The sequence below is a fragment of the Streptomyces sp. NPDC048521 genome, from assembly GCF_043199855.1.
Classification (GTDB): domain Bacteria; phylum Actinomycetota; class Actinomycetes; order Streptomycetales; family Streptomycetaceae; genus Streptomyces.
This window is the reverse complement of sequence record NZ_JBICWR010000002.1, coordinates 111,623-134,241: the sequence shown is the minus strand read 5'-3', so window position 1 is coordinate 134,241 and position 22,619 is coordinate 111,623. Positions and strand designations below refer to the sequence as shown.

18 protein-coding genes and 1 pseudogene are annotated in these 22,619 nt (G+C 72.0%); 14 read left to right on the top strand and 5 right to left on the bottom strand.

What is annotated here, in order from left to right:
* Positions 1 to 64: 64 nt before the first annotated feature.
* The gene (locus tag ACGFRF_RS05025) at positions 65 to 1,339 is read left to right on the top strand and encodes a histidine kinase (RefSeq protein ID WP_393737206.1); all 1,275 of its coding nucleotides are present in this window, start codon (positions 65 to 67) and stop codon (positions 1,337 to 1,339) included.
* Complete coding sequence (locus tag ACGFRF_RS05020; RefSeq protein WP_393737205.1) at positions 1,291 to 1,935, top strand: LuxR C-terminal-related transcriptional regulator; 645 nt, start codon at positions 1,291 to 1,293, stop codon at positions 1,933 to 1,935. Before ACGFRF_RS05025 ends, ACGFRF_RS05020 begins: the two co-directional genes overlap by 49 nt.
* A gap of 9 nt (positions 1,936 to 1,944) precedes the next feature.
* Here ACGFRF_RS05020 and ACGFRF_RS05015 read toward each other — a convergent pair whose 3' ends face one another.
* Positions 1,945 to 2,661, bottom strand: coding sequence for a leucine-rich repeat domain-containing protein (locus ACGFRF_RS05015; RefSeq protein WP_393737204.1), 717 nt, complete (start codon positions 2,659 to 2,661; stop codon positions 1,945 to 1,947).
* A 105-nt stretch (positions 2,662 to 2,766) separates the two neighbouring features.
* Positions 2,767 to 3,687: an alpha/beta fold hydrolase gene (locus tag ACGFRF_RS05010; protein ID WP_393737203.1), complete on the bottom strand. Its 921-nt coding sequence runs from the start codon at positions 3,685 to 3,687 to the stop codon at positions 2,767 to 2,769.
* 113 nt (positions 3,688 to 3,800) lie between these two features.
* Between ACGFRF_RS05010 and ACGFRF_RS05005 the strand changes: the two genes are divergently transcribed.
* Positions 3,801 to 4,142 carry an ArsR/SmtB family transcription factor gene (locus ACGFRF_RS05005; RefSeq protein ID WP_393737202.1) on the top strand — a complete coding sequence of 114 codons (342 nt, stop codon included), beginning with the start codon at positions 3,801 to 3,803 and terminating at the stop codon, positions 4,140 to 4,142.
* A gap of 143 nt (positions 4,143 to 4,285) precedes the next feature.
* On the opposite strand, the gene ACGFRF_RS05000 is transcribed toward ACGFRF_RS05005, so the two are convergent.
* Positions 4,286 to 5,575 carry an ROK family protein gene (locus tag ACGFRF_RS05000; RefSeq protein ID WP_393737201.1) on the bottom strand — a complete coding sequence of 430 codons (1,290 nt, stop codon included), beginning with the start codon at positions 5,573 to 5,575 and terminating at the stop codon, positions 4,286 to 4,288.
* Positions 5,576 to 5,774: 199 nt separating this feature from the next.
* Between ACGFRF_RS05000 and ACGFRF_RS04995 the strand changes: the two genes are divergently transcribed.
* From ACGFRF_RS04995 to ACGFRF_RS04970, 6 genes are all read left to right on the top strand, one after another.
* A complete protein-coding gene (locus tag ACGFRF_RS04995; protein ID WP_393737200.1) occupies positions 5,775 to 7,091 on the top strand; it encodes an ABC transporter substrate-binding protein in 1,317 nt (438 codons plus the stop codon).
* Positions 7,092 to 7,099: 8 nt separating this feature from the next.
* Positions 7,100 to 8,086, top strand: coding sequence for a carbohydrate ABC transporter permease (locus ACGFRF_RS04990; RefSeq protein WP_393737199.1), 987 nt, complete (start codon positions 7,100 to 7,102; stop codon positions 8,084 to 8,086).
* A gap of 13 nt (positions 8,087 to 8,099) precedes the next feature.
* Positions 8,100 to 8,939 (top strand): carbohydrate ABC transporter permease, encoded by an 840-nt coding sequence (locus ACGFRF_RS04985; protein WP_393737671.1) that lies wholly within the window; start codon positions 8,100 to 8,102, stop codon positions 8,937 to 8,939.
* A gap of 29 nt (positions 8,940 to 8,968) precedes the next feature.
* On the top strand, positions 8,969 to 10,333 hold the full coding sequence (locus ACGFRF_RS04980) for a GH1 family beta-glucosidase (protein WP_393737198.1): 1,365 nt from the start codon (positions 8,969 to 8,971) through the stop codon (positions 10,331 to 10,333).
* A gap of 582 nt (positions 10,334 to 10,915) precedes the next feature.
* Positions 10,916 to 12,829, top strand: a complete 1,914-nt coding sequence (locus ACGFRF_RS04975) for a discoidin domain-containing protein (protein ID WP_393737197.1) — start codon at positions 10,916 to 10,918, stop codon at positions 12,827 to 12,829.
* Positions 12,830 to 13,209: 380 nt separating this feature from the next.
* Positions 13,210 to 15,099 carry a DNA/RNA helicase domain-containing protein gene (locus tag ACGFRF_RS04970; protein ID WP_393737196.1) on the top strand — a complete coding sequence of 630 codons (1,890 nt, stop codon included), beginning with the start codon at positions 13,210 to 13,212 and terminating at the stop codon, positions 15,097 to 15,099.
* Positions 15,100 to 15,369: 270 nt separating this feature from the next.
* On the opposite strand, the gene ACGFRF_RS04965 is transcribed toward ACGFRF_RS04970, so the two are convergent.
* Complete coding sequence (locus ACGFRF_RS04965; protein WP_393737195.1) at positions 15,370 to 16,152, bottom strand: CDP-alcohol phosphatidyltransferase family protein; 783 nt, start codon at positions 16,150 to 16,152, stop codon at positions 15,370 to 15,372.
* Positions 16,153 to 16,259: 107 nt separating this feature from the next.
* On the opposite strand from ACGFRF_RS04965, the gene ACGFRF_RS04960 reads away from it, so the two are divergent.
* The 5 genes from ACGFRF_RS04960 to ACGFRF_RS04940 all read left to right on the top strand — a co-directional run bounded on the left by ACGFRF_RS04960 (position 16,260) and on the right by ACGFRF_RS04940 (position 21,980).
* The gene (locus tag ACGFRF_RS04960) at positions 16,260 to 17,249 is read left to right on the top strand and encodes a zinc-binding alcohol dehydrogenase (protein WP_393737194.1); all 990 of its coding nucleotides are present in this window, start codon (positions 16,260 to 16,262) and stop codon (positions 17,247 to 17,249) included.
* A 111-nt stretch (positions 17,250 to 17,360) separates the two neighbouring features.
* Positions 17,361 to 17,759: a 6-pyruvoyl tetrahydropterin synthase family protein gene (locus ACGFRF_RS04955; protein ID WP_393737193.1), complete on the top strand. Its 399-nt coding sequence runs from the start codon at positions 17,361 to 17,363 to the stop codon at positions 17,757 to 17,759.
* A gap of 170 nt (positions 17,760 to 17,929) precedes the next feature.
* Positions 17,930 to 19,096 carry a glycosyltransferase family 4 protein gene (locus ACGFRF_RS04950; protein WP_393737670.1) on the top strand — a complete coding sequence of 389 codons (1,167 nt, stop codon included), beginning with the start codon at positions 17,930 to 17,932 and terminating at the stop codon, positions 19,094 to 19,096.
* A gap of 167 nt (positions 19,097 to 19,263) precedes the next feature.
* Entirely contained in the window at positions 19,264 to 20,451 is a 1,188-nt protein-coding gene (locus ACGFRF_RS04945) for a trans-aconitate methyltransferase (RefSeq protein ID WP_393737669.1), read from the top strand.
* A gap of 161 nt (positions 20,452 to 20,612) precedes the next feature.
* On the top strand, positions 20,613 to 21,980 hold the full coding sequence (locus ACGFRF_RS04940) for a lysylphosphatidylglycerol synthase domain-containing protein (protein WP_393737668.1): 1,368 nt from the start codon (positions 20,613 to 20,615) through the stop codon (positions 21,978 to 21,980).
* Here the strand turns inward: ACGFRF_RS04940 and ACGFRF_RS04935 are convergent.
* Positions 21,953 to 22,612: pseudogene (locus tag ACGFRF_RS04935) on the bottom strand (creatininase family protein); the annotation flags it as partial. The gene ACGFRF_RS04940 and the pseudogene ACGFRF_RS04935 sit on opposite strands and share 28 nt — an antisense overlap.
* Positions 22,613 to 22,619: the final 7 nt, after the last annotated feature.

Here is a 22,619-nt window from a genome sequence, read left to right as displayed (position 1 = left end):
GGAGCGGCCGTGGCCGGCTGCCACGACCGACCGGCGGCGGGGCATGACGACGGCGAGGACGCAGGTGGCTCGGCGCTCCTGGCCCGGTCACTGGGTGGCGCTCGGCCGGTGCCAGGTCATCTGGCTGACCGCTTTCCGGGTGTCGGGCGCCGGGCTGCTGGTGGGCGGGGCCCTGGTGCTGCTGCCGCTGGGACTCGGCCTGCGGCTGCTGCCTGCGGCGGCTTCGGTCCTGCGCCGCGTGGCCGACGGCTACCGCGCCCGCGCCGCCCTCCGCACCGGCCGCCCCCTCAGCCCGCCCGACCCGCTCCCGGCCGGTACCACGGCCCGCCGGCGCGGCGCCGCGATCCTCGCCGACGACGGTTTCCGGCACGACCTGCGCTGGGCCTGGCTCGAGCCGTACACGGGCGCCCTGGTGGTGACGGTGCCGCTCGCGCTGGTCGAGTACGGGGCGTTCGGCGTGCTGGTCCAGCCGTTCGTGTGGCGGCGGCTGGGCGAGGACAACTGGTACGCCTTCGTCCCCGTCACCTCCGTGCCCACGATGGTGGCCGCCCTGCTGCTGGGCCTGGTCCTCATGGCGGCGGGCCTGCGCCTGGCACCGGTCGTGACCCTGCTGCACGCCCGCCTCACCCGCCGTCTGCTGTCCGCGCCTCGCTCCACCGAACTGGCCCGGCGCGTGGCCCGTCTGACCGACACCCGGGCCACCGCCCTGGACGTGCACGCGGCCGAACTCACCCGGATCGGGCGGGACCTGCACGACGGTGCCCAGGCACGGCTGGTCGCCCTGGGGCTCGCCCTGGACGAGGCGACCCGCCTGCTCGTCACCGACCCCGACGGCGCCCGCACCCTCCTCCACGACGTCCGCGCCACCTCCGAACGCGCCCTGCAGGACCTGCGCGACCTGGTCCACGGCATTCATCCCCCGGTCCTGGCCGACCGGGGCCTGGCCGACGCGGTCCGCTCCCTGGCTCTGGACAGCCACCTGGACGTCGAGGTGGACGTACGCCTGCCACCGGCCCGTCTCCCCGCGCCGGTGGAGTCGGCGGCCTACTTCGCGGTGTCCGAACTCCTCGCCAACGCGGGCAAACACGCGGGCGCGACCCGAGTGGACATCTCACTCACGCACGCCGACGAGAACCTGCGCATCGACGTCACCGACGACGGCCACGGCGGCGCGGACCCGGCCGCCGGGACCGGACTGCTGGGCGTGCGGCGCCGGTTGGGTACCTTCGACGGCACGCTCGCCCTGCACAGTCCGCCGGGCGGACCGACCATCGTGACCCTGGAGATCCCGTGCGCGTCGTCCTCGCCGAAGACCTCTTCCTCCTCCGCGACGGCCTGACCCGCACCCTGCGCGAACACGGCTGCGAGGTCGTCGCCTCGGTCGACAACGGTCCCGCGCTGGAACGGGCCCTGGCGGTGACGGACCTGGACGTGGCGGTCATCGACATCCGCCTGCCTCCGACCCACACCGACGAGGGCCTGAAGGCGGCGCTGGCCGCCCGCCGCATCCGTCCCGCCCTGCCCGTCCTGATCCTCTCCCAGTACGTCGAGCAGCTCTACGCGCACGAGTTGCTCGCCTCCGGTGAGGGCGCCGTCGGCTACCTGCTCAAGGACCGGGTCACCCACACCGCCCAGTTCATCGACGCCCTGCGGACGGTCGCCGCCGGCGGCACGGTGATGGATCCCCAGGTCGTCGCCAAGCTCCTGACCCGCAGCGGCAGGCGGGGCCGTATCGATTCCCTGACCCCGCGCGAGCACGATGTCCTTGCCCGGATGGCCGAGGGCCGCTCCAACACGGCCATCGCCCAAGGCCTGCACATCAGCGAGAGCGCGGTGGCCAAACACATCGCGTCGATCTTCGGAAAGCTCGGGATAGAGCAGTCGCCGGAGGCCAACCGGCGCGTGCTGGCGGTGCTGGCCTTCCTGAAGGGGTAGGCCCCCTCGTCACATCAGGACGACGCATCCCCGCCGCTCCAGTTCGGTCAGCATGCGCGGGGAGGGTTCGCATGGATTCCAGCGCAGATCCAGCTTCTCCAGCGAGGGCATGCCGACGACCCAGTCCGGCAGCGAGGTGAGACGGTTGCTGCGCACGTCGAGTTGGCGCAGCCGGGGCAGGCCGGCCAGCGCCTCGGGGAGTTCGGTGAGGGCGTTCTCCCGCAGGTCCAGGTGGCGCAGTTCGTGGAGGGCGGCCGTGGAGGGCGGCAGGCTCTCGACCGCGTTGCCCCGGAGCCAGAGTTCGCGCAGGGCGCCGAGGTCGCCGATGCCGTCGGGCAGTGTGGTCAGTCGATTGTGCTGCGCCCGGAGTTCGATCAGGGCGGACATGCGGCCGATCGCGTCGGGCAGCGTCGTGAGGGTGTTCTCACCGACGTTGAGGTAGCGCAGCCGCGTCAGGTTCCCGAGGGAGTCCGGGATCTCGGACAACTCGTTGTCGTGCAGGTAGAGACAGCCGCTCAGCCCGGTCAGGTCGCCCAGTTCGCCGGGTACCGAGGTGAGGCGGTTGTGCCCGAGGTCCAGGGTGGTCAGCCGGCGCAGCCGCCCGATGTCGGGCGGGAGGTGCGTGAGCCCGTTGTCCGCGAGGATCAGCACCCGCAGCTCGGCCTGCCGCCAGACCGACTCGGGTACTTCTCCCAGCTGTTGACGCCATAGGTTCAGCAGGGGCATGGCCCGGTCCCTCTCCTCGGTGGGCTGGCTGTGTCGGTCTTCGCGGGTGTCCTGTGCGTGTGGGGTGGGCGGGGCGGCGCCTCGGCACGTCGGGCCAGGGGCTGATCAGCCGAAGAACCGCAGCAGATGCCGTACGACCGCTTCCGGCTGCTCCTCGGGGATGTAGTGGCCGCTGCCCGGCACCTCGACCACCTCCGCATCGGTTCCCTTCTCCGCCAGTACCGCGCTCAGCAGCCGGTAGCCGCCCTCACCGCCGCCGAGCGCCAGGAGCGGTGCGGTCACCGGGGCGTAGGTCTTCTCGTCCTCGATGTCCTGGGCGAACGCCCGGTACCAGCCGCCGGCGGCGCGGACGGCGTCCGCGGTGGAGTACGCGTGCGCGTACACGTTACGGGCGTGGTCGCCGATCGCGGCGGGGTCTTCGAGCAGGTAGTCGCACATCCAGTCGATCAGGGGACGGGAGCGGCCGGTGAGCAGTTGCTCGGGGAGGCCGGGAACCTGGTTGAAGGCGAACCACCACAGGTACCGGCCAGGGGCCGCGTGGATGTCTCCGCCGACCTGCTGGCGCCCCGGCGTGGGCAGCAGGGAGTAGGCGTAGAAGCGCTCATCGGGGTGGGCGATGTCGAGCAGCGCGATGCGCCGGGTGCCGGCGGGATGGTTGGCGGCGAAGGCGTAGGCGACCATCCCGCCGATGTCGTGCCCGGCGATGTTCACCGTGTCATGGCCCAGGTGGCGCACCAGCTCGTGGATGTCCCGGGCCATGGTCTTCTTGTCGTAGCCGCCTTCGGGCTTGTCCGAGCCGCCCATGCCGCGCAGGTCGACCGCGATCACCCGGTGGTGGTCGGCCAGCGCCGGCATGATCTTGCGGAACTGCCACCAGGTCTGCGGCCACCCGCCCAGCAGGACCAGCGGCTCCCCCCGGCCGCCCGCCACATAGTGCAGGCGAACCCCGTTGACCTCGGCATGGCCGCTGATGAACCCCCCGTCCAGCGATCGCGCCAGCTCCGCGTCGGACACTGCCCCAGACATACGACTCCCCAGCTGATGTACGAACGTACGGGATTTCCGTACCTTAGCGTCGCTGTCCCCGGGCCGCCCCTCCGATGCCCGGAATCGGTACGAAAGTGCCGTACGATCGAACTATGATCACGCCTCTCCACCCGGCGCGCGAGCAGTTCCAGCTGGAGGATGTCCTCGCCGCGCTCGGGCACCCGGTCCGGATGAAGATCGTCCGTGCGCTGGCCTCGGGCGAGGAGAAGTACTGCGGTGAGATCGAGACCGGGGCACCGAAGTCCACGCTCACCCATCACTGGCGGGTCCTGCGGGAGAGCGGCGTGATCCGCCTGCGCCACTCGGGGCGCCGGAACTACCTCACCCTGCGCGGTGAGGATCTCGAAGCCCGCTTCCCCGGGCTCCTCGCGGTCGTGTTCGGCGGCGACGCCGAGGGCTCGTCGCGAGAGACCGCCGGGCAGGAAGCGACCTGACTCCGGCAAGGAAGCGCACTCGACCCGGGTGCCAGGGTCGGTGGGACTGCGAGGCGGTCAGGGCCGGTGGGAACGCCGAGGTGGGCGAGAGGCCCGCCCAAGCCCCCCTTCACGCCGGCCGCCCCTTCACGCCAATCGCCCCTTCACGCCAGCCGCCCCTCCACCGCCGCCCGCCACGCGGGCGGCGGCGCCTGATCCGGTGCCGGGCGGGGGCGGCGGCCGCCCGTGGCGAAGAACGCGGCCAGGGGAAGGACCGCCGCGCCCACCGTCACCGCGTCCGGGCCGAGCAGGCCCAGGTCGATGCCCACCCGGGACGCCGGGTGGCGCAGGGCCTGGGCGAGGGCGTGCTCGCGGACCCGGTCCAGGAACCCGCCGCCGAGCTGCAGACCCGCCCAGCCCCCGATCAGGACCCGTTCGGGCTGGAAGAGGTTGATCAGGTCGGACAGACCGGCGCCCAGGTACGCGGCGGTCTCGGTGAGAACGGCCGTGGCCACCGGGTCGGGTGCCCCACCGTCGGCGGGGCGCGCCGCGGCGAGCAGCTCGGTCAGCGCCCGCTCCTCACCGGCCCCGGCCGACGGCCGCCCGCCCGCCTCCCGCCAGCGCGCCACGAGCGCCTCCGCGCCCGCGTACGCCTCCAGACAGCCGCGCGCCCCGCACCGGCACCGGCGCCCACCGACCCGCACGGTCAAATGTCCCCACTCCACCGCCCGTCCCTCGGCCGCCTCCTCGGTGACCACGCAGGCGCCCACCCCCGAACCGAACAGCACCACGACGGCGTTGCGCGCGCCGCGCCCCGCGCCGAACCACATCTCCGCCTGCCCCAGCGCCTTGGCCCCGTTGTCGACGAAGTACGGGACGTGGGAGGGGAGCGGGACGGACAGCCGCAGCAGCCGTTCCAGCGGCACCGCGTCCCAGCCGATGGTCTGCCCGTGGACGACGGCCCCGTCCTCGCCGGTGGTCTCGATGATGCCGGGTACGCCGATGCCGACGCCGAGCAGGTCGGCGGGGGCGAGACCGGCCGTCCGCAGGACCTCGGCGACGCCGTCCGCGACATGGCCGACGACGGCGTCCACCTCGTACCCGCGTGGCCCCAACGGGCGTTCGGCGCGGGCGAGTTCGCTCAGGCCCAGGTCGAACAGCTCCACCCGTACCCGGGTCTCGCCGATGTCCACCCCGATCAGTCGCCCGCTGTCCCGGCGGACTTGCAGCAGCCGGCGCGGCCTGCCGACGTCCGCGCCGATCACACCCGCCTCCTCCACGAGGCCGTCGGCGAGCAGTTCGGCCACGACGTTGCTGACGGAACCGGAACTCAGACCGGTCGCCGGGCCCAGCGCGTGCCGGCTCATCGGCCCATCGACATACAACCGTTGCAGAACGGCGCTCCGGCTCTCCCGCCGCAGGTCACGCACCGTGCGGCCGCTCAGCCCTGCCACCTGGCCTCCCAGTTTTCCGCGGTTTTCCGGTCCTCCGGACCGTTTGCCGCTGCCGGATCCCTTGACGTTCGTTTCTCATGAGGTTTAACTCACGTCCTAAATTAAGCCATGAGGGCGCTTCGTGGACCGAACGGGGTGTCGGCTCGCGTCAGCGGCCCTCGGGGTTCTTCTCGACTCCCGGAAAGGGACACCAGGAGCCATGCGCAGCATCCGAGCCGCGGCCGTAGGCGCCGTGACCATGTCTCTCGCCCTCGCGGCCACGGCCTGCGGAGGCGGTTCGTCCAGCGGCAGCGGGTCCAACGACTCACCGAAGACGCTCACGTACTGGGCCTCCAACCAGGGCGCCAGCATCGCGGTGGACAAGCAGGTCCTCCAGCCCGAACTCGACAAGTTCGAGAAGCAGACCGGCATCAAGGTGAAGCTGGAGGTCGTGCCCTGGTCCGACCTGCTCAACCGCATCCTCACGGCCACGACCTCGGGTCAGGGCCCGGACGTGCTGAACATCGGCAACACCTGGAGCGCCTCCCTGCAGGCGACCGGCGCGCTGCAGCCGTGGGACGCGAAGAACTTCGCGAAGATCGGCGGCAAGGACCGGTTCGTGGAATCGGCGCTGGGCTCCACCGGCGCCCAGGGCAAGGACCCGGCCGCCGTACCGCTGTACTCGATGTCGTACGCGCTCTACTACAACAAGAAGATCTTCGCCGAGGCCGGGATAGCCAAGCCGCCCGCCACCTGGGACGAGCTGATCGCCGACGGCAAGAAGATCAAGGCCAAGGGCAAGTCGGTGCTCGGCGCCGAGGGCGCGAACGTGTCGGAGAACATCCACCACGTCTTCGTCTTCGCCAAGCAGCACGGCGCCGACTTCTTCACCGCCGACGGCAAGCCCGACTTCACCAACCCCAAGGTGGTCGACGCCGTCAAGCAGTACGTGGACCTGATGGCCAAGGACAAGGTCATCCCGACCGGCGACGCCGAGTACGCGCAGAACCAGTCCGTCAGCGACTTCGCCAAGGGCAAGCAGGCCATGCTGCTGTGGCAGTCCGCCGCCGCCAACCTCAAGTCCCAGGGCATGAGCGAGGACGACTACGGCGTCGCCCCCGTGCCCGTGCAGTCCGGCACCCCCGGCACCGGCACGCAGATCAACTCGATGGTCGCCGGCATCAACATCGCCGTCTTCAAGAACAGCCACAACCTCGACGGCGCGGCGAAGTTCGTGAAGTTCATGACCAGCGACGACGAGCAGAAGATCCTCAACAAGGCGTACACCTCCATCCCGCCCGTCAAGGCCGCGCAGAGCGACGCCGCGTTCAACGCCCCCGCCACCTCCGTGCTGAAGAACACCCTCGCCACCAGCGCCGCCGCACTGCCCCAGGTGGCCGCGGAGTCGCAGTTCGAGACGGCGGTCGGCACGGCCGTCAAGGAGCTGTTCGCCGACGCCGCCGGCGGACGCGCGGTCACCACCGACTCCGTCAAGGCCAAGCTGGAGAAGGCCCAGCAGCAGATGCCGAAGGCGTGAGCAGGACGATGACCACCACCGCTCTGAAGGAGCCGGTGCGGGAGACGTCCCCCGGTGCGGCGCGCGGCAACCGCCGCCGCACCGGGCGGATCCGCCGCATCGGACTGCCCTACCTGCTGCTCCTGCCCGCCCTGCTCCTCGAACTCCTCGTCCACCTGGTGCCGATGGTCATCGGCATCGTGATGAGCTTCAAGGAACTCACCCAGTTCTACATCCGCGACTGGGGGACCGCCCCCTGGTCCGGTCTCGGCAACTACAAGGTGTCGGTGGACTTCGACGCCCCCGTCGGCGAAGCCCTGCTGCACTCCTTCTTCGTCACCGTCGGCTTCACCCTGCTCTCCGTCGGCCTGTGCTGGCTCATCGGCACGGCCGCCGCGATCTACATGCAGGACACCTTCCGCGGCCGCGGACTGCTGCGCGCGCTGTTCCTGGTGCCGTACGCGCTGCCCGTCTACGCGGCCGTCATCACCTGGGTGTTCATGTTCCAGCACGACAACGGCCTGGTGAACCACGTCCTGCACGACCAGCTGCACCTCACCGACAAGCCCTCCTTCTGGCTCATCGGCGACAACAGCTTCTACGCCCTGCTGACCGTGTCGGTGTGGAAGGGCTGGCCGTTCGCCTTCCTCATCGTGATGGCGGGACTGCAGAACATCCCCAAGGAGCTGTACGAGGCCGCCGCGCTGGACGGCGCCGGGATGTGGCAGCAGATCCGCCGCATCACCCTGCCGTCGCTGCGTCCGGTCAACCAGGTCCTGGTCCTGGTGCTGTTCCTATGGACGTTCAACGACTTCAACACCCCCTACGTCCTGTTCGGCAAGGCCGCCCCCGAGGCCGCGGACCTTATCTCGGTGCACATCTACCAGGCCTCCTTCGTCACCTGGAACTTCGGCACCGGCTCGGCCATGTCCGTGCTGCTGCTGCTCTTCCTGCTGGTCGTGACCGGCGTGTACCTGCTGTTCACCTCACGCGGACGGAAGGCCTCCCATGTCTAGCCCGAACTCACCGATGGCGGCGCCGCGTTCCTTCCAGTGGTCGCGGCGGATCTTCCTCACCCTGCTCACCGGTTTCGTGCTGCTCCCGGTGTACGTGATGGTCTCCAGCTCGCTGAAACCGCTCGCCGACGTCACCGGCAAGTTCCGCTGGCTGCCCAGCGGGCTGACCATCCGGCCGTACATCGACATCTGGTCCACGGTCCCGCTCGCCAAGTACTTCATGAACTCGCTGATCGTGGCCGGCGCGGCCACCGTCTGCTCGGTGGTCATCGCCGTGTTCGCCGCGTACGCCGTCAGCCGCTACGAGTTCCGCGGCAAGCGGGTCTTCACGGTCACCGTGCTGTCCACGCAGATGTTCCCCGGCATCCTCTTCCTCCTCCCGCTGTTCCTCATCTACGTCAACATCGGCAACGCCACCGGCATCGCCCTGTTCGGCTCGCGCGGCGGCCTGATCCTGACGTACCTGACCTTCTCGCTGCCGTTCTCCATCTGGATGCTGATCGGATACTTCGACTCGGTGCCGCGCGACCTGGACGAGGCGGCACTGGTGGACGGCTGCGGCCCGCTCGGCGCGCTGCTGCGGATCGTCGTGCCGGCGGCGATCCCCGGCATCGTCGCGGTCGCCGTCTACGCCTTCATGACGGCGTGGGGAGAAGTGCTCTTCGCGTCCGTCATGACCAACGACACCACCCGCACCCTCGCCGTCGGCCTGCAGGGCTACTCCACCCTCAACGACGTCTACTGGAACCAGATCATGGCCGCCTCACTCGTGGTGAGCGTGCCCGTGGTCGCGGGCTTCCTGCTCCTGCAGCGCTATCTCGTCGCCGGTCTGACGGCGGGCGCCGTCAAGTGACCCACATCCCGCACTCCGAAGGGACTTCCGTGTCCGAACCCATCGACCTCGCCGCACTCCCGCACGACTTCCTGTGGGGCACGGCCACAGCGGCGTACCAGATCGAAGGGGCCGTCGCCGAGGACGGCCGTACGCCCTCGATCTGGGACACCTTCTCCCACACCCCCGGGAAGATCGCGAACGACGACAACGGCGACGTCGCCTGCGACCACTACCACCGCTGGCGCGACGACATCGGCCTGATGCGGCAACTCGGCGCCAACGCCTACCGGTTGTCGGTGGCCTGGCCGCGCGTGGTCCCCGGCGGGACGGGCCCGGTGAACCCCAAGGGGCTCGCCTTCTACGACGAGCTGGTGGACGCCCTGCTGGAGGCGGAGATCACCCCGTCCGTCACCCTCTACCACTGGGACCTGCCGCAGGTGCTCCAGGACCGCGGCGGCTGGCCCGAGCGGGACACCGCCCTCGCGTTCGCCGAGTACGCTTCGGCCGTAGCCGCCCGCCTCGGCGACCGGGTCAAGCTCTGGGCAACTCTCAACGAGCCTTCCTGCTCGGCCTGGATCGGCCACCTGGAGGGCACGATGGCCCCCGGCTGGACCGACCTGACCGCGGCCGTACGCAGCTCCTACCACCTGCTCCTCGGCCACGGCCTGGCCACCCAGGCGATCCGCGCCGCCGCCCCCGACGCGCAGGTCGGCGTCGTCAACAACCTCTCCACCGTGCACGCGGCAACCGACCGCCCCGAGGACCTGGCGGCCGCCCGTCGGCACGACGGCCATGTCAACCGCTGGTGGCTCGACCCGGTGCACGGCCGCGGTTTCCCCGTGGACATGCGCGAGGTCTACGGTGTCGAGCTCCCCGAGCAGCCCGGCGACCTGGAGACGATCGCGGCCCCGCTGGACTGGCTGGGCCTGAACTACTACTTCCCGGCGTACGTCGCCGACGACCCCGAGGGCCAAGCGCCGTACGTGCGTTCGGTCCGCCGCGAGGGCGTCGCGCGCACCGGCATGGACTGGGAGATCGACGCGTCCGGCATCGAGACGCTGCTGCTCCGGCTCACCGAGGAGTACGGCGCCCGGAAGATCTACGTCACCGAGAACGGCTCCGCCTTCCCGGACGTGGTCCGCCCCGACGGCAGCATCGACGACCCCGAGCGCCAGGACTACCTGGAGCGCCACCTCGCCGCCTGCGCCTCCGCCGCCCGCAAGGGCGCCCCGCTGGCCGGCTACTTCGCCTGGTCCCTGCTGGACAACTTCGAGTGGGCCTACGGGTACGCCAAGCGCTTCGGCCTGGTCCACGTCGACTACCGCACCCAGGTGCGCACGATCAAGGGCAGCGGACACCGGTACGCGGACATCGTCCGCGCCCACCGCGGCCAGGCACGCCGGGCCGCCTGAGCCGGGCGGCGAGGCACGTCGAGCCGCCTGAGCCGGGCGGCGAGGCATGTCGGGTCGCCTGAGTCGGGCGGCGAGGCATGTCGGGTCGCCTGAGTCGGGCGGCGAGGCACGTCGGGTCGCCTGAGTCGGGCCGAGCCGGTGAACACCGGGCCGCGCAGGCCGGTCCCGGTGGGCTACCTCGGGCCGTGCAGGCCGGTCCCGGTGGGCCACCTCGGGCCGTGCAGGCCGGTCCCGGTGGGCCACCTCGGGGCCGTGCGGGTCCGGACCCGTACGCCGGGCCGTGCAGGACCGGTCCCGTACCCCGGTCTGCGCAGGCCCGGATACGAACTCCGGGCCGCGCAGGGCCGGCCGCACACCCCGGGCCGCGCACGGCCCGGCACTCACTCCGGGCCGCGCAGGGCCCGGCCACACACTCCGGGCCGCCTGAGCCGGCCCGGATCCGCCGGTGGGCGCAGGCGGGGGAGCCACGCCCACCGGCACCCGCTCCACACCGACCTGTCATGCACGCGACAGTTTCGCTTCGCGTGTCCAGGGTCGCGACACATCCCAGGAAGCGCACCTCCACCCCACAAGGAGAGCCGCATGTCCACCCGCACCGGCACGCCCCGCACCGGCACACCGCGCACCCGCACACCCCGCACCCTGCTCGCCGCCCTCGCGGCCACCACGACCCTGCTGTGCTCGGCACCGTTCCTGGCCGCCCCCGCCTCCGCCGCCCCCACCGCCGTCGCCTGGGACACCGACCGCGCGGCCGCCGCCTACGCGGTGGACCCGGCCGCCGTCACCGCATCCGGCAGCGAGAACGCCGGCAGCGCCCCCGGCCTCGCCTTCGACGGCAACGGAGCCACCCGCTGGTCCAGCAACTTCGCCGACGACGCCTGGATCCGCGTCGACCTCGGCTCCGTGATCCGCGTCGACCGCGTCGTCCTCGACTGGGAGGCCGCCTACGGCAAGCGCTACGTCCTGGAGGCCTCGAAGAACGGCACCGACTGGACGCCCTTCTACACCGAGACCGCCGGCACGGGTGGCTCGGTCACCGCGCACACCCACCCGCAGGAGGTCACCGGCCGCTACGTCCGCCTGCGCGGCCTGGAACGCGCCACCCCCTACGGCTACTCCCTCTGGAACTTCAAGGTCTACGGCGGCGAGCCGGCCCCGGCGTCCACGACCCGCAGCAACCTCGCCCTGAACCACCCGGCGTACGCGAACTGCTACCAGGACGCGGGCCACTCCCCGGCCTTCCTCACCGACGGCGGCTGGCCGGCCGACCTCAAGGGCGACGTCAGCCGCTGGTCGAGCGACTGGAACACGGACCGGTGGGTCTCGGTCGACCTGGGCGCACAGTCGACCATCGACACGGTAGACCTCTACTGGGAGTCGGCGTACGCCGTCGACTACCTCCTCCAGGTGTCCGACGACAACCGCACCTGGCGCACGGTGTACGAACCGTCGGCCGCCGACATCGCCGCCCGCCGCGCCGACGTCAAGGCCCCCGGCGACGCGGCCGGCCTGCACGACACCGTGAGGCTGCCCTCGCCGGCGACCGGCCGCTACGTCCGCATGCTCGGCAAGGAACGCCGCTCCTTCTACAACCCGGCCCCGGCCACCGCCCAGTTCGGCTACTCCCTCTACGAGTTCCAGGTCTGGGGCACCGGCGGCAGCGCCACGGCCGCCTACCCTTCCCTGCCCGCGGACCAGCCGGGCACGTACCGCACCACGTTCTTCGACGACTTCACCACGGCCTCGCTCGACCGCTCCAAGTGGCGGGTCGTCCGCACCGGCACCGAGATGGGCTCCGTCAACGGCGAGTCACAGGCGTACGTCGACTCCACGGACAATGTCCGCACACAGAACGGCAGCCTGATCCTGAACGCGAAGTACTGCAAGGGCTGCACCCGGGCAGGCGGCGGCACGTACGACTTCACGTCGGGCCGCATCGACACGAACACGCACTTCGACTTCACCTACGGCAAGGTCAGCGCCCGCATGAAACTCCCCGTGGGCGACGGCTTCTGGCCGGCCTTCTGGCTGCTCGGCAGCAACGTCGACGATCCGTCCGTGTCCTGGCCGGCCTCCGGCGAGACCGACATCATGGAGAACATCGGCTACGGCGACTGGACCAGCTCGGCCCTGCACGGCCCCGGTTACTCGGCGGACGGCAACATCGGCGCCCGCCAGACGTACACCGGCGGCGCCACGGCGGACCAATGGCACACCTACGCCGTCGAATGGACCCCGACGGCGATGCGCTTCTCCGTCGACGACCGCCTGGTCCAGGAGACGACCCGCAACAAGCTGGAATCCACCCGCGGCCAGTGGGTCTACGACCACAACCAGTACGTCATCCTCAACCTCGCCCTCGGCGGCGCCTACCCGGCCGGCTGGAACAAGGTGACCAGCCCCTACTGGGGCCTGCCCCAGTCGAGCGTGGACCGGATCGCGGCCGGGGGAGTCCAGGCGGAGGTGGACTGGGTGCGGGTGGAGCAGAAGGGGTAAGGGTCCCGACGTCAGCGGCTGAAGGCAGGTCACCTGTGCCGTCTCATGGGACGCGCTGACAAGCGAAACGCCCAGCTGATGACTACCGTCCACGGACGGAGGGACCAGGCCGTGCGGGCCTGGTCCCTGCAGCACGAGGCCTGACCGGCACGCCGGCATCGCGGCGGCACGCGCGCGGCAGTGACTGCGGGCGGCTGAGAAGGGCGGGGCAGCACCGGACTCGATGCCGACCGGTAGCCACCGGCATCGGTGTCCGCCCCGCCGGGTAATCTCTGTTTCATCGTCATCGCGGCCCGACGGGCTTCCGCTCCACCTCCGTGGAGTTCCGAAGGACATGCCCCCACCCGCACGAGTCTCTTCGTGCTGCCTGGGGGAAGTCCTTGCTGTTCCGCGCGTCCGCAAAAACGGTCGCCGTCATGGCACTCGACGGTTCGCTGTTCCTGCACCTCACCGACCAGTTCGCCCGCATGCACGGCTACCGCCCCGGCACCTCGGAAGCGCGCTCCTGGGAGCGCAGCATTCCCGCCCTGACCGCCGCGCTCAACGACGCGGGCCTGGGGGATGTGGAGGTCATGCTGGAGTACGCGCTGCCGCTGAACAGCAAGCGCGCCGACGCTGTGCTCGCCGGCGTACACCCCGTCACGGGGGAGCCGTCGTACGTCGTGGTGGAGCTGAAGCAGTGGAGCCAGGCACTGCCCCATGAGGACGACCCCTCCTTGTGTCACGTCGACGCCTACGCCCACCCGGTCCTCAACCCCATCGAGCAGGTACGCCGCTACTGCGACTACCTGGTCAACTTCAACGGGGCGGTGGCCGACCACGGGCACCGGATCAACGGCGTGGCGTTCCTGCACAACGCCACGGAGTTCGGCGTGAGCGGCCTGCGCGAGATCGAACGCGATGGTCACGGACTGCTCTTCACCGGGGAGCGCCGCGGCGCGTTCCTCGACCATCTCCGGTCCAGGCTGAGTGACAAGCACCTCGGAGCCCCGGCCGCGGACGAACTGCTCGCGGGCGCCACTGTGCCGTCGAAGCAGCTGATGTCCGTGGCCGCCGAAGAGGTGCGCGAACGTCAGCAGTTCGTGTTGCTCGATGAGCAACAGGTCGCTTACCGCATGGTGCTCAACGCGGTGGAGAAGGCGAAGCACGCCGACCGCAAGGAAGTCGTGATCGTCACCGGTGGACCCGGCACGGGCAAGAGCGTGATCGCCCTTCAGCTGCTCGGCGAGCTGTACCGGCGCGGAGTCCCGGCGCTGCATGCCACCGGCTCGCAGTCGTTCACCAAGACGATGCGGAAGGTCGCGGGCTCCCGGAAGCGGGAGGTCCAGGACTTGTTCAAGTACTTCAACAGCTTCATGACCGCCGAGAAGAACAGCCTTGGTGCTCTGATCTGCGACGAGGCACATCGCATCCGGGAGACCTCGGCCAACCGCTACACGCGTGCCGAGCACCGGAGCGGCAGGGCCCAGATCGACGAACTCATCGACGTCGCCTACGTGCCCGTCTTCTTCCTCGACGAGCATCAGGTGGTGCGCCCCGGCGAGATGGGCACCGTCGCCGACATCAAGGCGGCAGCGGCGAAGCGCGACATCCCCTGCCACGTCGTCCCGTTGGACAGCCAGTTCCGCTGCGGCGGCAGCGACGCCTACCTGCGCTGGGTGGTCCGGCTGCTCGGCCTCGAACCCGGCGGACCGGTCGTCTGGGAACCCGACGACCGCATGCAGCTGCTGGTCGCTGACAGCCCTCAGGAGATGGAGGCGTTCCTGGAGGCCCGCCGTGCGCAGGGCTACGGCGCACGCATGTCCGCCGGATACTGCTGGCGCTGGTCTCCAGAGCCAAAGCCCGGTGATCCACTTCCGCCTGATGTCGTCATCGGTGACTGGGCGCGCCCCTGGAACCTGCGCGGCGACCGCTCCGTCTCCGGCGCGCCCCCGGCCGCCCTGTGGGCCACCGACCCGGCCGGCTTCGGCCAGGTCGGGTGCGTCTACACCGCCCAGGGCTTCGAGTACGACTGGTCCGGCGTCATCATCGGCCCCGACCTGCTCTGGCGCGGCGACCGTTGGATCACGGACCGCACTGCCTCCAAGGACCCGGTGTTCAAGAAGTCCACTCCGGACTCCGACGTGGACCGCCTGATCCGCAACACGTACAAGGTGCTGCTGACCCGGGGCATGGTCGGCACCATCGTGTACTCGACGGACCCGGAGACGCGGGAGAAGCTGCGGGAGCTGACGGGCGGTCGGCTGGAACGGCGAGCTGCCACGGTGTGACGGGACCGTGGCCTGCACCAAACCGACAGAGGGCGGACGGCAGCGGCGACCCGCTGCATGGTGATGGCTTTTGGAAGGACTCTCCAGAAGCACCAGCCCCGACGGTCCTTCTTCATCGCCCAGCCTTCCCGCGTCCTGGGCCTCGCGGCTGGCGCCCTTCGCGATCTTGCGGAACGTGGGAGTGCGGTCCTGACCGCCCCAGGCAGAACGGCATGAGGGATGGGCCGGGACCGGCATCCGGTCCCGGCCCATCCCTACGTTGTCCAGCGTTCAGCGTGCCGCCAGCTCCAGCAGCTTCGGCTCGGTCGGTGCCGGTGCCGGTGCCGGTGCCGGTGGCGCCGGTGTGCGGAAGTTGTGCCACAGCCACAGCACGTCCCGGCCGAAGGACCACATCAGCGAGCCGAGGGACAGCAGGACCACTCCGAGGTTCGCGAGGTGCGGCAGCAGTTCGGAGCCCGCCAGCAGCAGGCAGATGCCCTGGACCGCAGCGACGGTCTTGCGGGCGAAGGACGGCGGCAGCGGGGCGTTCAGCCAGGGAGCGAGGCGGGCGGCGGCGACGAACGCGTACCGCATGCCACCGATCAGCAGCACCCACGGGCCCAGCTGCATGGACACGTACACGCTCAGTACCAGGATCAGGAACGCGTCGACCTCCATGTCGAAGCGGGCGCCCAAGGCGGAGGAAGTGCCTGTGCGACGGGCGACCTTGCCGTCCACGCCGTCCAGGAGGAGGGCCACGGCGGTCAGGGTGACCAGCAGCGTCACCGGCGGCGCGCTCCGGAAGGAGTCGGCGACCAGCGCGGTCACCCCGCCGACCAGGGTCGCCCGGCCGAGCGTGACCCGGTTCGCGGGCCCGAAGGAGCTGAGCCGGGAGCGGTGCAGCGCCCGGGCGAGAACCGCCCAGGTGGCGAACGCGAAGGCGAGCCCCGTCAGCCAGCCGGCCGGCCCCAGGCCGATCGCCGAGCCGAGCAGGGCCAGCAGCAGGATCTGCACGCCCGCTCCCACAGCGGTCTCCTGCTGGAGCCTCGCGTCATACGTGTTGTTCAGGGCCACCGCACACCCTCCGGCCGAGTGACAGAGTCGATCAACGCCGCGTACTGTGCGCGGCCTGTGCACTTCTCGGTACGTGAACAACTTCCCGATCGTTCAGGAGGATGCCGATGAACCGCTCCGCCCGCGCTTTCTGGCTCCGCTCACCCGGCCACGGCGAGCTGCGCGACGTCACTCTCCCGGAGCCCGCCGCGGACGAGGTCGTGGTGCGCGCGCTGTACTCCGGGGTCAGCCGCGGCACGGAGACACTCGTCTTCCGCGGCGGCGTCCCCGAGAGCCAGCACGCGGTGATGCGGGCCCCGTTCCAGGAGGGCGACTTCCCCGGACCGGTGAAGTACGGCTACCTGAACGTCGGTGTGGTCGAGGAGGGCCCGACTGCGCTGATCGGCCGTACGGTCTTCTGCCTGTATCCGCACCAGAGCCGTTACGTCGTTCCGGTGAGCGCCGTGACCGTGGTGCCCGAGCGGGTGCCCGCCGCCCGCGCCGTGCTCGCCGGGACCGTGGAGACCGCCGTGAACGCCCTGTGGGACGCGGCGCCGCTGATCGGCGACCGGATCGCGGTGGTCGGCGGCGGCATGGTCGGCTGCTCGGTGGCCGCGCTGCTCGCCCGCTTCCCCGGCCTCCGGCTGCAACTCGTCGACGCCGACCCGGCCCGCGCGAAGACCGCAAAGGCGCTCGGCGTCGACTTCGCCGCGCCCGCCGACGCCCTCGGCGACTGCGACCTCGTCGTGCACGCCAGCGCCACCGAGGCCGGCCTCACCCGCGCCCTGCAACTCCTCGCGCCGGAGGGCACGGTGGTGGAACTGAGCTGGTACGGCGACCGGCGCGTCAGCCTGCCGCTCGGCGAGGCCTTCCACTCCCGCCGGCTCACTGTGCGCAGCAGCCAGGTCGGCACCGTCTCCCCGGCCGCCCGCGCCGGCCGTACCTACGGCGACCGTATGGCCCTCGCCCTCGACCTGCTCGCCGACCCGGCGCTGGACGCGCTCATCACGGGTGAGAGCGCCTTCGAGGAGCTTCCCGACGTCCTGCCGAAGCTCGCCTCCGGTGAGGTCCCCGCCCTGTGCCACCGGGTGCGGTACGCCGAGACGGGCCTGACCTGAGAAAAGAGTGAGGGAGGGCTGAACGCGGGGAAGCCAGGAGCCGTACTACACGGCATCCCCCGACAGGCAAGGGCACGGGGGCCAGACGCGCCGCACCTGGAGGGTCGTCCGTTGTTCAGCATCACCGTCCGCGACCACATCATGATCGCTCACAGCTTCCGCGGCGAGGTGTTCGGGCCCGCGCAGCGACTGCACGGCGCCACGTTCCTCGTGGACGCGACGTTCCGCCGCGAGCAGCTGGACGAGGACAACATCGTGGTCGACATCGGCCTGGCCACGCAGGAACTGGGCGCCGTCGTCGCCGAACTGAACTACCGCAACCTCGACGACGAGCCCGAGTTCGCCGGGATCAACACCTCCACCGAGTTCCTCGCCAAGGTCATCGCCGACCGGCTCGCCGAACGCGTCCACAAGGGCGCCCTCGGCGAAGGCGCCAAGGGCCTCGCGGGGATCACGGTCACCCTGCACGAGTCGCACATCGCCTGGGCGAGTTACGAGCGTGGCCTGTGACCGACCTGACCGTGGAGAGCACCGGCCCGGGCGGGGAAGTCGCCGGCTTGGGCGGGCGGAGCGCCCGGACCGTGCGGGGCGTCCGGATCGACCAGACCGTGCAGAGCGCGGGTGCTGTCGGGAACGCGGGTGCCGTCGAGAGCGCGGGTGCCCGGGACAGCGCGGGCACCGTGCAGAGGGCACGCCTCGCCTACGTGCCCGCGCAGCCCACCGCCGCCGAGAACGCCGGAATCATCCCCATGTCCTTGCGCACCGTGCACTTCGTCATGCCGGGCGGTGTCGACGACCCGGCCGCGCCCAGCGGCGGCAACGCCTACGACCGCCGGGTCTGCCTCGACCTGCCCGGCTTCGGCTGGCAGGTGACCCGGCACGCCGCACCCGGCACCTGGCCGCACCCCGACCGGGCCGCCCGCGACGGGCTCGCCCGCACACTCCGTGACCTGCCGGACGACGCGGTCGTCCTGCTCGACGGACTCGTCGCCTGCGGCGTCCCCGAGATCGTCGTCCCCGAAGCGGAACGCCTGCGGCTCGCGGTACTCGTGCACCTGCCGCTCGGCGACGAGACCGGCCTGGACGCGGCCGTCGCGGCCGACCTCGACACCCGCGAGCGCGCGGTGCTACGGGCCGTGCCCGCGGTGATCGCGACCAGCGACTGGGCGGTGCGCCGCCTCGTCTCCCACCACGGGCTCGCCCCCGACCGGGTGCACGTCGCCGCCCCCGGCGCCGACATCGCACCCCTCGCGGCCGGCACCGACGGCGTCTCCCGCCTGCTGTGCGTGGCCGCGGTGACCCCGCGCAAGGGGCAGCACCGGCTCGTGGAGGCGCTCGCGGCGGTACGGGACCTGCCGTGGACCTGCGAGTGCGTCGGCGGCCTCGGCCACGACCCCGGGTACGTCGCCCACCTGCGCACCCTCATCGACCAATACGGCCTCGCCGACCGCCTGCGACTGACCGGGCCGCGCTCCGGCGCCGACCTCGACGCCACCTACGCCGCCGCCGACCTGATGGTCCTCACCTCGTACGCCGAGACCTACGGCATGGCGGTCACCGAGGCCCTCGCCCGCGGCATCCCCGTCCTCGCCACCGACGTCGGCGGCCTGCCCGAGGCGGTCGGCCGCGCCCCCGACGGCGGGATGCCCGGCATCCTCGTCCCGCCGGAGGACCCGGCGGCGCTCGCGGCCGAACTGCGCGGCTGGTTCGGCGAGCCCGACGTACGCCGCCGGCTCAAGGCCGCCGCCCGCGGCCGCCGCGCGGCGCTCGACGGCTGGGCGACCACAGCCCGCAGCCTGGCCGGAGTCCTCCAGCGGCTCCCCGAAGCACCTAGGAGCGCGGCATGAGCACCGCGAAGACCGCATCCACCGGATCGATTCCGGCCCAGCCGGGACCGCGCGGGCCGGTCCCGCGCCCGCCCGGTCCCAGCGAGGCGGAGCCCGTGACAGCGGACGGCAAGGAATCCGAGGCCGTGGCCCGGGGACTGGAGGACGACGGCTACCAGGAGGCGCGGATGTCGGCCGACGGAGCGAACGCGGGTCCGTCCGGCGGCCTGCCCGGTTCCGGCGCCGCCGGCGGGAGGCCGGTCGGTGCGTCCGGCGGGGGAGCCCGCAGCGCGGCTTCCGCCGACGAGGCCTCCAGGGCTGCCGCCGACGTTGCTCCGTCCGGGGTAGCCGCCGATCCTGCTTCGTCCGGGGCCGCCCCCGACCCTGACCCCTCCGCAGCTGACCCCGACCCCGCATCCTCCGAAGCGGCGACCAGTGCCGGCGCGTCCGAGGCTGCCGGCGAGGGCGCCCCCGCTCCGGTCATCGCCGGTGCCGGTCCCGTCGTCCGGCCAGGCGAGCGGGCCACCGTACGGCTGCGGGACGGTGGCGCCGAGGAGCCGCCGCGCTACGCGCCCGAGTGGCTGCAGTTGCGGGAGAGCGCCGACGCGGCCGGCCGGGCGGAGGAGTTGCTGGACCCGTTGCGGCTCCGCCTGCCCGGCCGGACGGGCGTCGTCGTGCACGACCTCGGCTGCGGCACCGGGTCGATGGGCCGTTGGCTGGCGCCCCGCCTGGACGGCGCACAGCACTGGATCCTCCACGACCGTGACCCGTACCTGCTGCACTTCGCCGCCGCGGCCTCCCCGCGCTCCGCCGCCGACGGCAGCCGCGTCACGGTCGAGACGCGCCGCGGTGACGTGGCCCGCCTGACCGCGGACGCGCTCGCCGGGGCCTCGCTGGTGACCGCGTCCGCACTGCTGGACGTGCTCACCCGCGAGGAGGTCGCCACCCTCGCCGACGCCTGCACCGGGGCCGGCTGTCCCGCGCTGCTCACGCTGTCGGTCGCCGGACGCGTGGAACTCACCCCGGCCGACCCGCTGGACGCCGAGATCGCGGAGGCCTTCAACGCCCACCAGCGGCGCGGCGGACTGCTCGGCCCGGACGCGGTCACGGTGACCTGCGAGGCGTTCGCCGAGCGCGGGGCGACCGTACAGGTGTCCCCGAGCCCGTGGCAGCTCGGCCCGGACGAGGCCGCGCTGACCGAGCAGTGGCTGCGCGGCTGGGTGGGCGCGGCCGTCGAACAGCGGCCGGACCTGCGCGACCGCGCCGACCGCTACCTGCGCGACCGGCTCGCCGCCTGCGCGGCCGGCGAACTACGGGCCGTCGTCCACCACAGCGACCTGCTGGCGCTGCCCCGGCCGACCCGGGGCACCTCATGAGCGCGCGGGCGGCGACCGCTGGTAAGGGTGGTACATCCGAGGCAGCCGCCACCGGGACGGGCGGTACGCCCGAGGCAGCCGAGTCCGCCGGTACGGACCGCACTCCCGACGCCGCCACGGCACTTCTGGAGCCGTCGGCGCCCGACGCCGCCGTGACGCTCATGGCAGCGCCGGGCGCCGGGGCAGAGGCCACGCAGACGGGCGTACCCGGCCCGGCGCAGCCCCCCGCTCCCCGCCGCCTCAGCTCCCGTGCGCTGCGCACCCACTTCGGCACCGCCGTCGGTGCGGCCCTGCTCGCCGCGCTTCTGTGGCGGCTCGGCACCGGCGTGCTGCTCGACGGGCTTCGGCGTATCGACACCGTGACGGTGCTGGTCGCGCTGGGCATCGGCGTGGTCACCACCGTGTTCAGCGCGTGGCGCTGGCAGTTGGTGGCCCGGGGATTGCGCATCCGGCTTCCGCTGGGGCCCGCCGTCGCGGACTACTACCGGGCACTGTTCCTGAACGCGGCGCTGCCCGGCGGCATTCTGGGCGATGTGCACCGGGCGGTGCGGCACGGACAGAGCGCCGGTGACCTCCGGCGCGGCGTGAAGGCGGTCGTGCTGGAGCGGGTCGCGGGTCAGCTCGCGCTGACGGTCGTCGGCGCGGCGGTGCTGCTGACCCTGCCGTCCCCGGTCCGTGCACAGGCTCGCGACTTCGCCCCGCTGGTGGCCCTGGCGGCCGTCGGCGCGCTCGCCGTCGTCCTCGCCGTCCGCATGAACCGCGCGCCCGCGCGTCGCGCAGGTGCCCTCCGCTCCGTACTCCGCGAGACGCGGCAGGGTTTGTTGTCCCGGCAGGGCGGCCCGGGCATCGCACTGTCCTCCGCCGTCGTCCTCGCCGGCCACCTCGCGATGTTCGTGGTCGCGGCCCGGGTCTCCGGTTCGGCCGCGCCGGTCGCGGTGCTGATCCCGCTCGCGGTCCTCGCCCTCGTCGCGATGGGTCTGCCGCTGAACGTGGGCGGCTTCGGCCCCCGCGAGGGCGTCACCGCCTGGGCGTTCGGGGCCGCGGGCCTGGGCGCGAGCACCGGGGTCGCCGTCGGCGTCGTGTACGGCGTGCTCAGCTTCGTGGCGAGCCTGCCCGGTGCCGTCGTCCTCATCACCCGCCACCACCAGGCGCCCCCGCGCCCCGAAGCCCCCACGCCGACCCCCGACCGCGCGCCTGCGGCGCATCCTGACCGCATGCCCGCGTCGGCCCTCGGCGGCACGCCCGCGACGGCCCCCGGCGACATCCCCACGCCGACCTCCGACCGCACGCCGGCGGAGAACCGCAACCCCGCGCCCGCGGCGAACCCCGACCGCGTGCCCCCTGCGAACCGCGACCGAGCGCCCGCGCCACCCCCCGACCGTGCCCCCGCGTCGGGCTACGCCTGCCCCGCGGGCGACGTGAGCAACGTGATGTACGGCTCGAAGGATTCGGCGAGGCTTGCCAGCAGTTTCTTCCCCTTTTCCGCGGAGCCCAGGGAAGGACGGCCGATGACGCCCGATTCGGTATAGGCGGACATTCCCACGGTGAGCAGATGCCGGCGGTCGTCGGCGGTGAAATCGGCGGACTCGTAACCAGGGCGGACGAATTCGGGGTGAGCGTGCAGCAGAATGGACGTCTCGATTTCTCCCGCGTGCATGTCGGTGAGCAGCGAGGTCCGCACCCCGGCACGTTCCCGCGCCGTCTCCCAGTCCTCGGCGGCCGGGAACAGCGCCATCCGCTCCCCGCGCGCGGAGGCCTCTTGAACGACGTTGCCCAGTACGTAGTTCCCACCGTGCCCGTTCACCACGACGAGCGCCTCGACGCCCGAGCGGCGCAGCGACTCGGCGATGTCCCGGACCACCGCGTGCAGGGTCGCGGCGGAGATGCTGACGGTCCCCGGCCAGTCCGCGTGCTCGTGCGAGCAGGAGACCGTCACCGGAGGAAGGAGGTGCACCGGGTACGCGGCGGCGATCTCCCGGGCCACGGCACAGGCGACCAGCGTGTCGGTCGCCAACGGAAGGAACGGACCGTGCTGTTCGAAACTCCCGACGGGAAGGACGGCGACCTGTGCTGAAACGCCCGCCCCCCGCGTCCGTACTTCTTCCGTGGTGTCCGTCGGCACCACCCCGTATGCCGCCGCTCGCGCTCCCGAATCGCTCATCTTCTCA

Coding starts and splice junctions, on each gene's coding strand:
- ACGFRF_RS05015 (WP_393737204.1), bottom strand. CDS start 2,661: ATGCCCCTGCTGAACCTATGGCGTCAACAGCTGGGAGAAGTACCCGAG.
- ACGFRF_RS05010 (WP_393737203.1), bottom strand. CDS start 3,687: ATGTCTGGGGCAGTGTCCGACGCGGAGCTGGCGCGATCGCTGGACGGG.
- ACGFRF_RS05005 (WP_393737202.1), top strand. CDS start 3,801: ATGATCACGCCTCTCCACCCGGCGCGCGAGCAGTTCCAGCTGGAGGAT.
- ACGFRF_RS04995 (WP_393737200.1), top strand. CDS start 5,775: ATGCGCAGCATCCGAGCCGCGGCCGTAGGCGCCGTGACCATGTCTCTC.
- ACGFRF_RS04990 (WP_393737199.1), top strand. CDS start 7,100: ATGACCACCACCGCTCTGAAGGAGCCGGTGCGGGAGACGTCCCCCGGT.
- ACGFRF_RS04985 (WP_393737671.1), top strand. CDS start 8,100: ATGGCGGCGCCGCGTTCCTTCCAGTGGTCGCGGCGGATCTTCCTCACC.
- ACGFRF_RS04975 (WP_393737197.1), top strand. CDS start 10,916: ATGTCCACCCGCACCGGCACGCCCCGCACCGGCACACCGCGCACCCGC.
- ACGFRF_RS04960 (WP_393737194.1), top strand. CDS start 16,260: ATGAACCGCTCCGCCCGCGCTTTCTGGCTCCGCTCACCCGGCCACGGC.
- ACGFRF_RS04945 (WP_393737669.1), top strand. CDS start 19,264: ATGTCGGCCGACGGAGCGAACGCGGGTCCGTCCGGCGGCCTGCCCGGT.
- ACGFRF_RS04940 (WP_393737668.1), top strand. CDS start 20,613: ATGGCAGCGCCGGGCGCCGGGGCAGAGGCCACGCAGACGGGCGTACCC.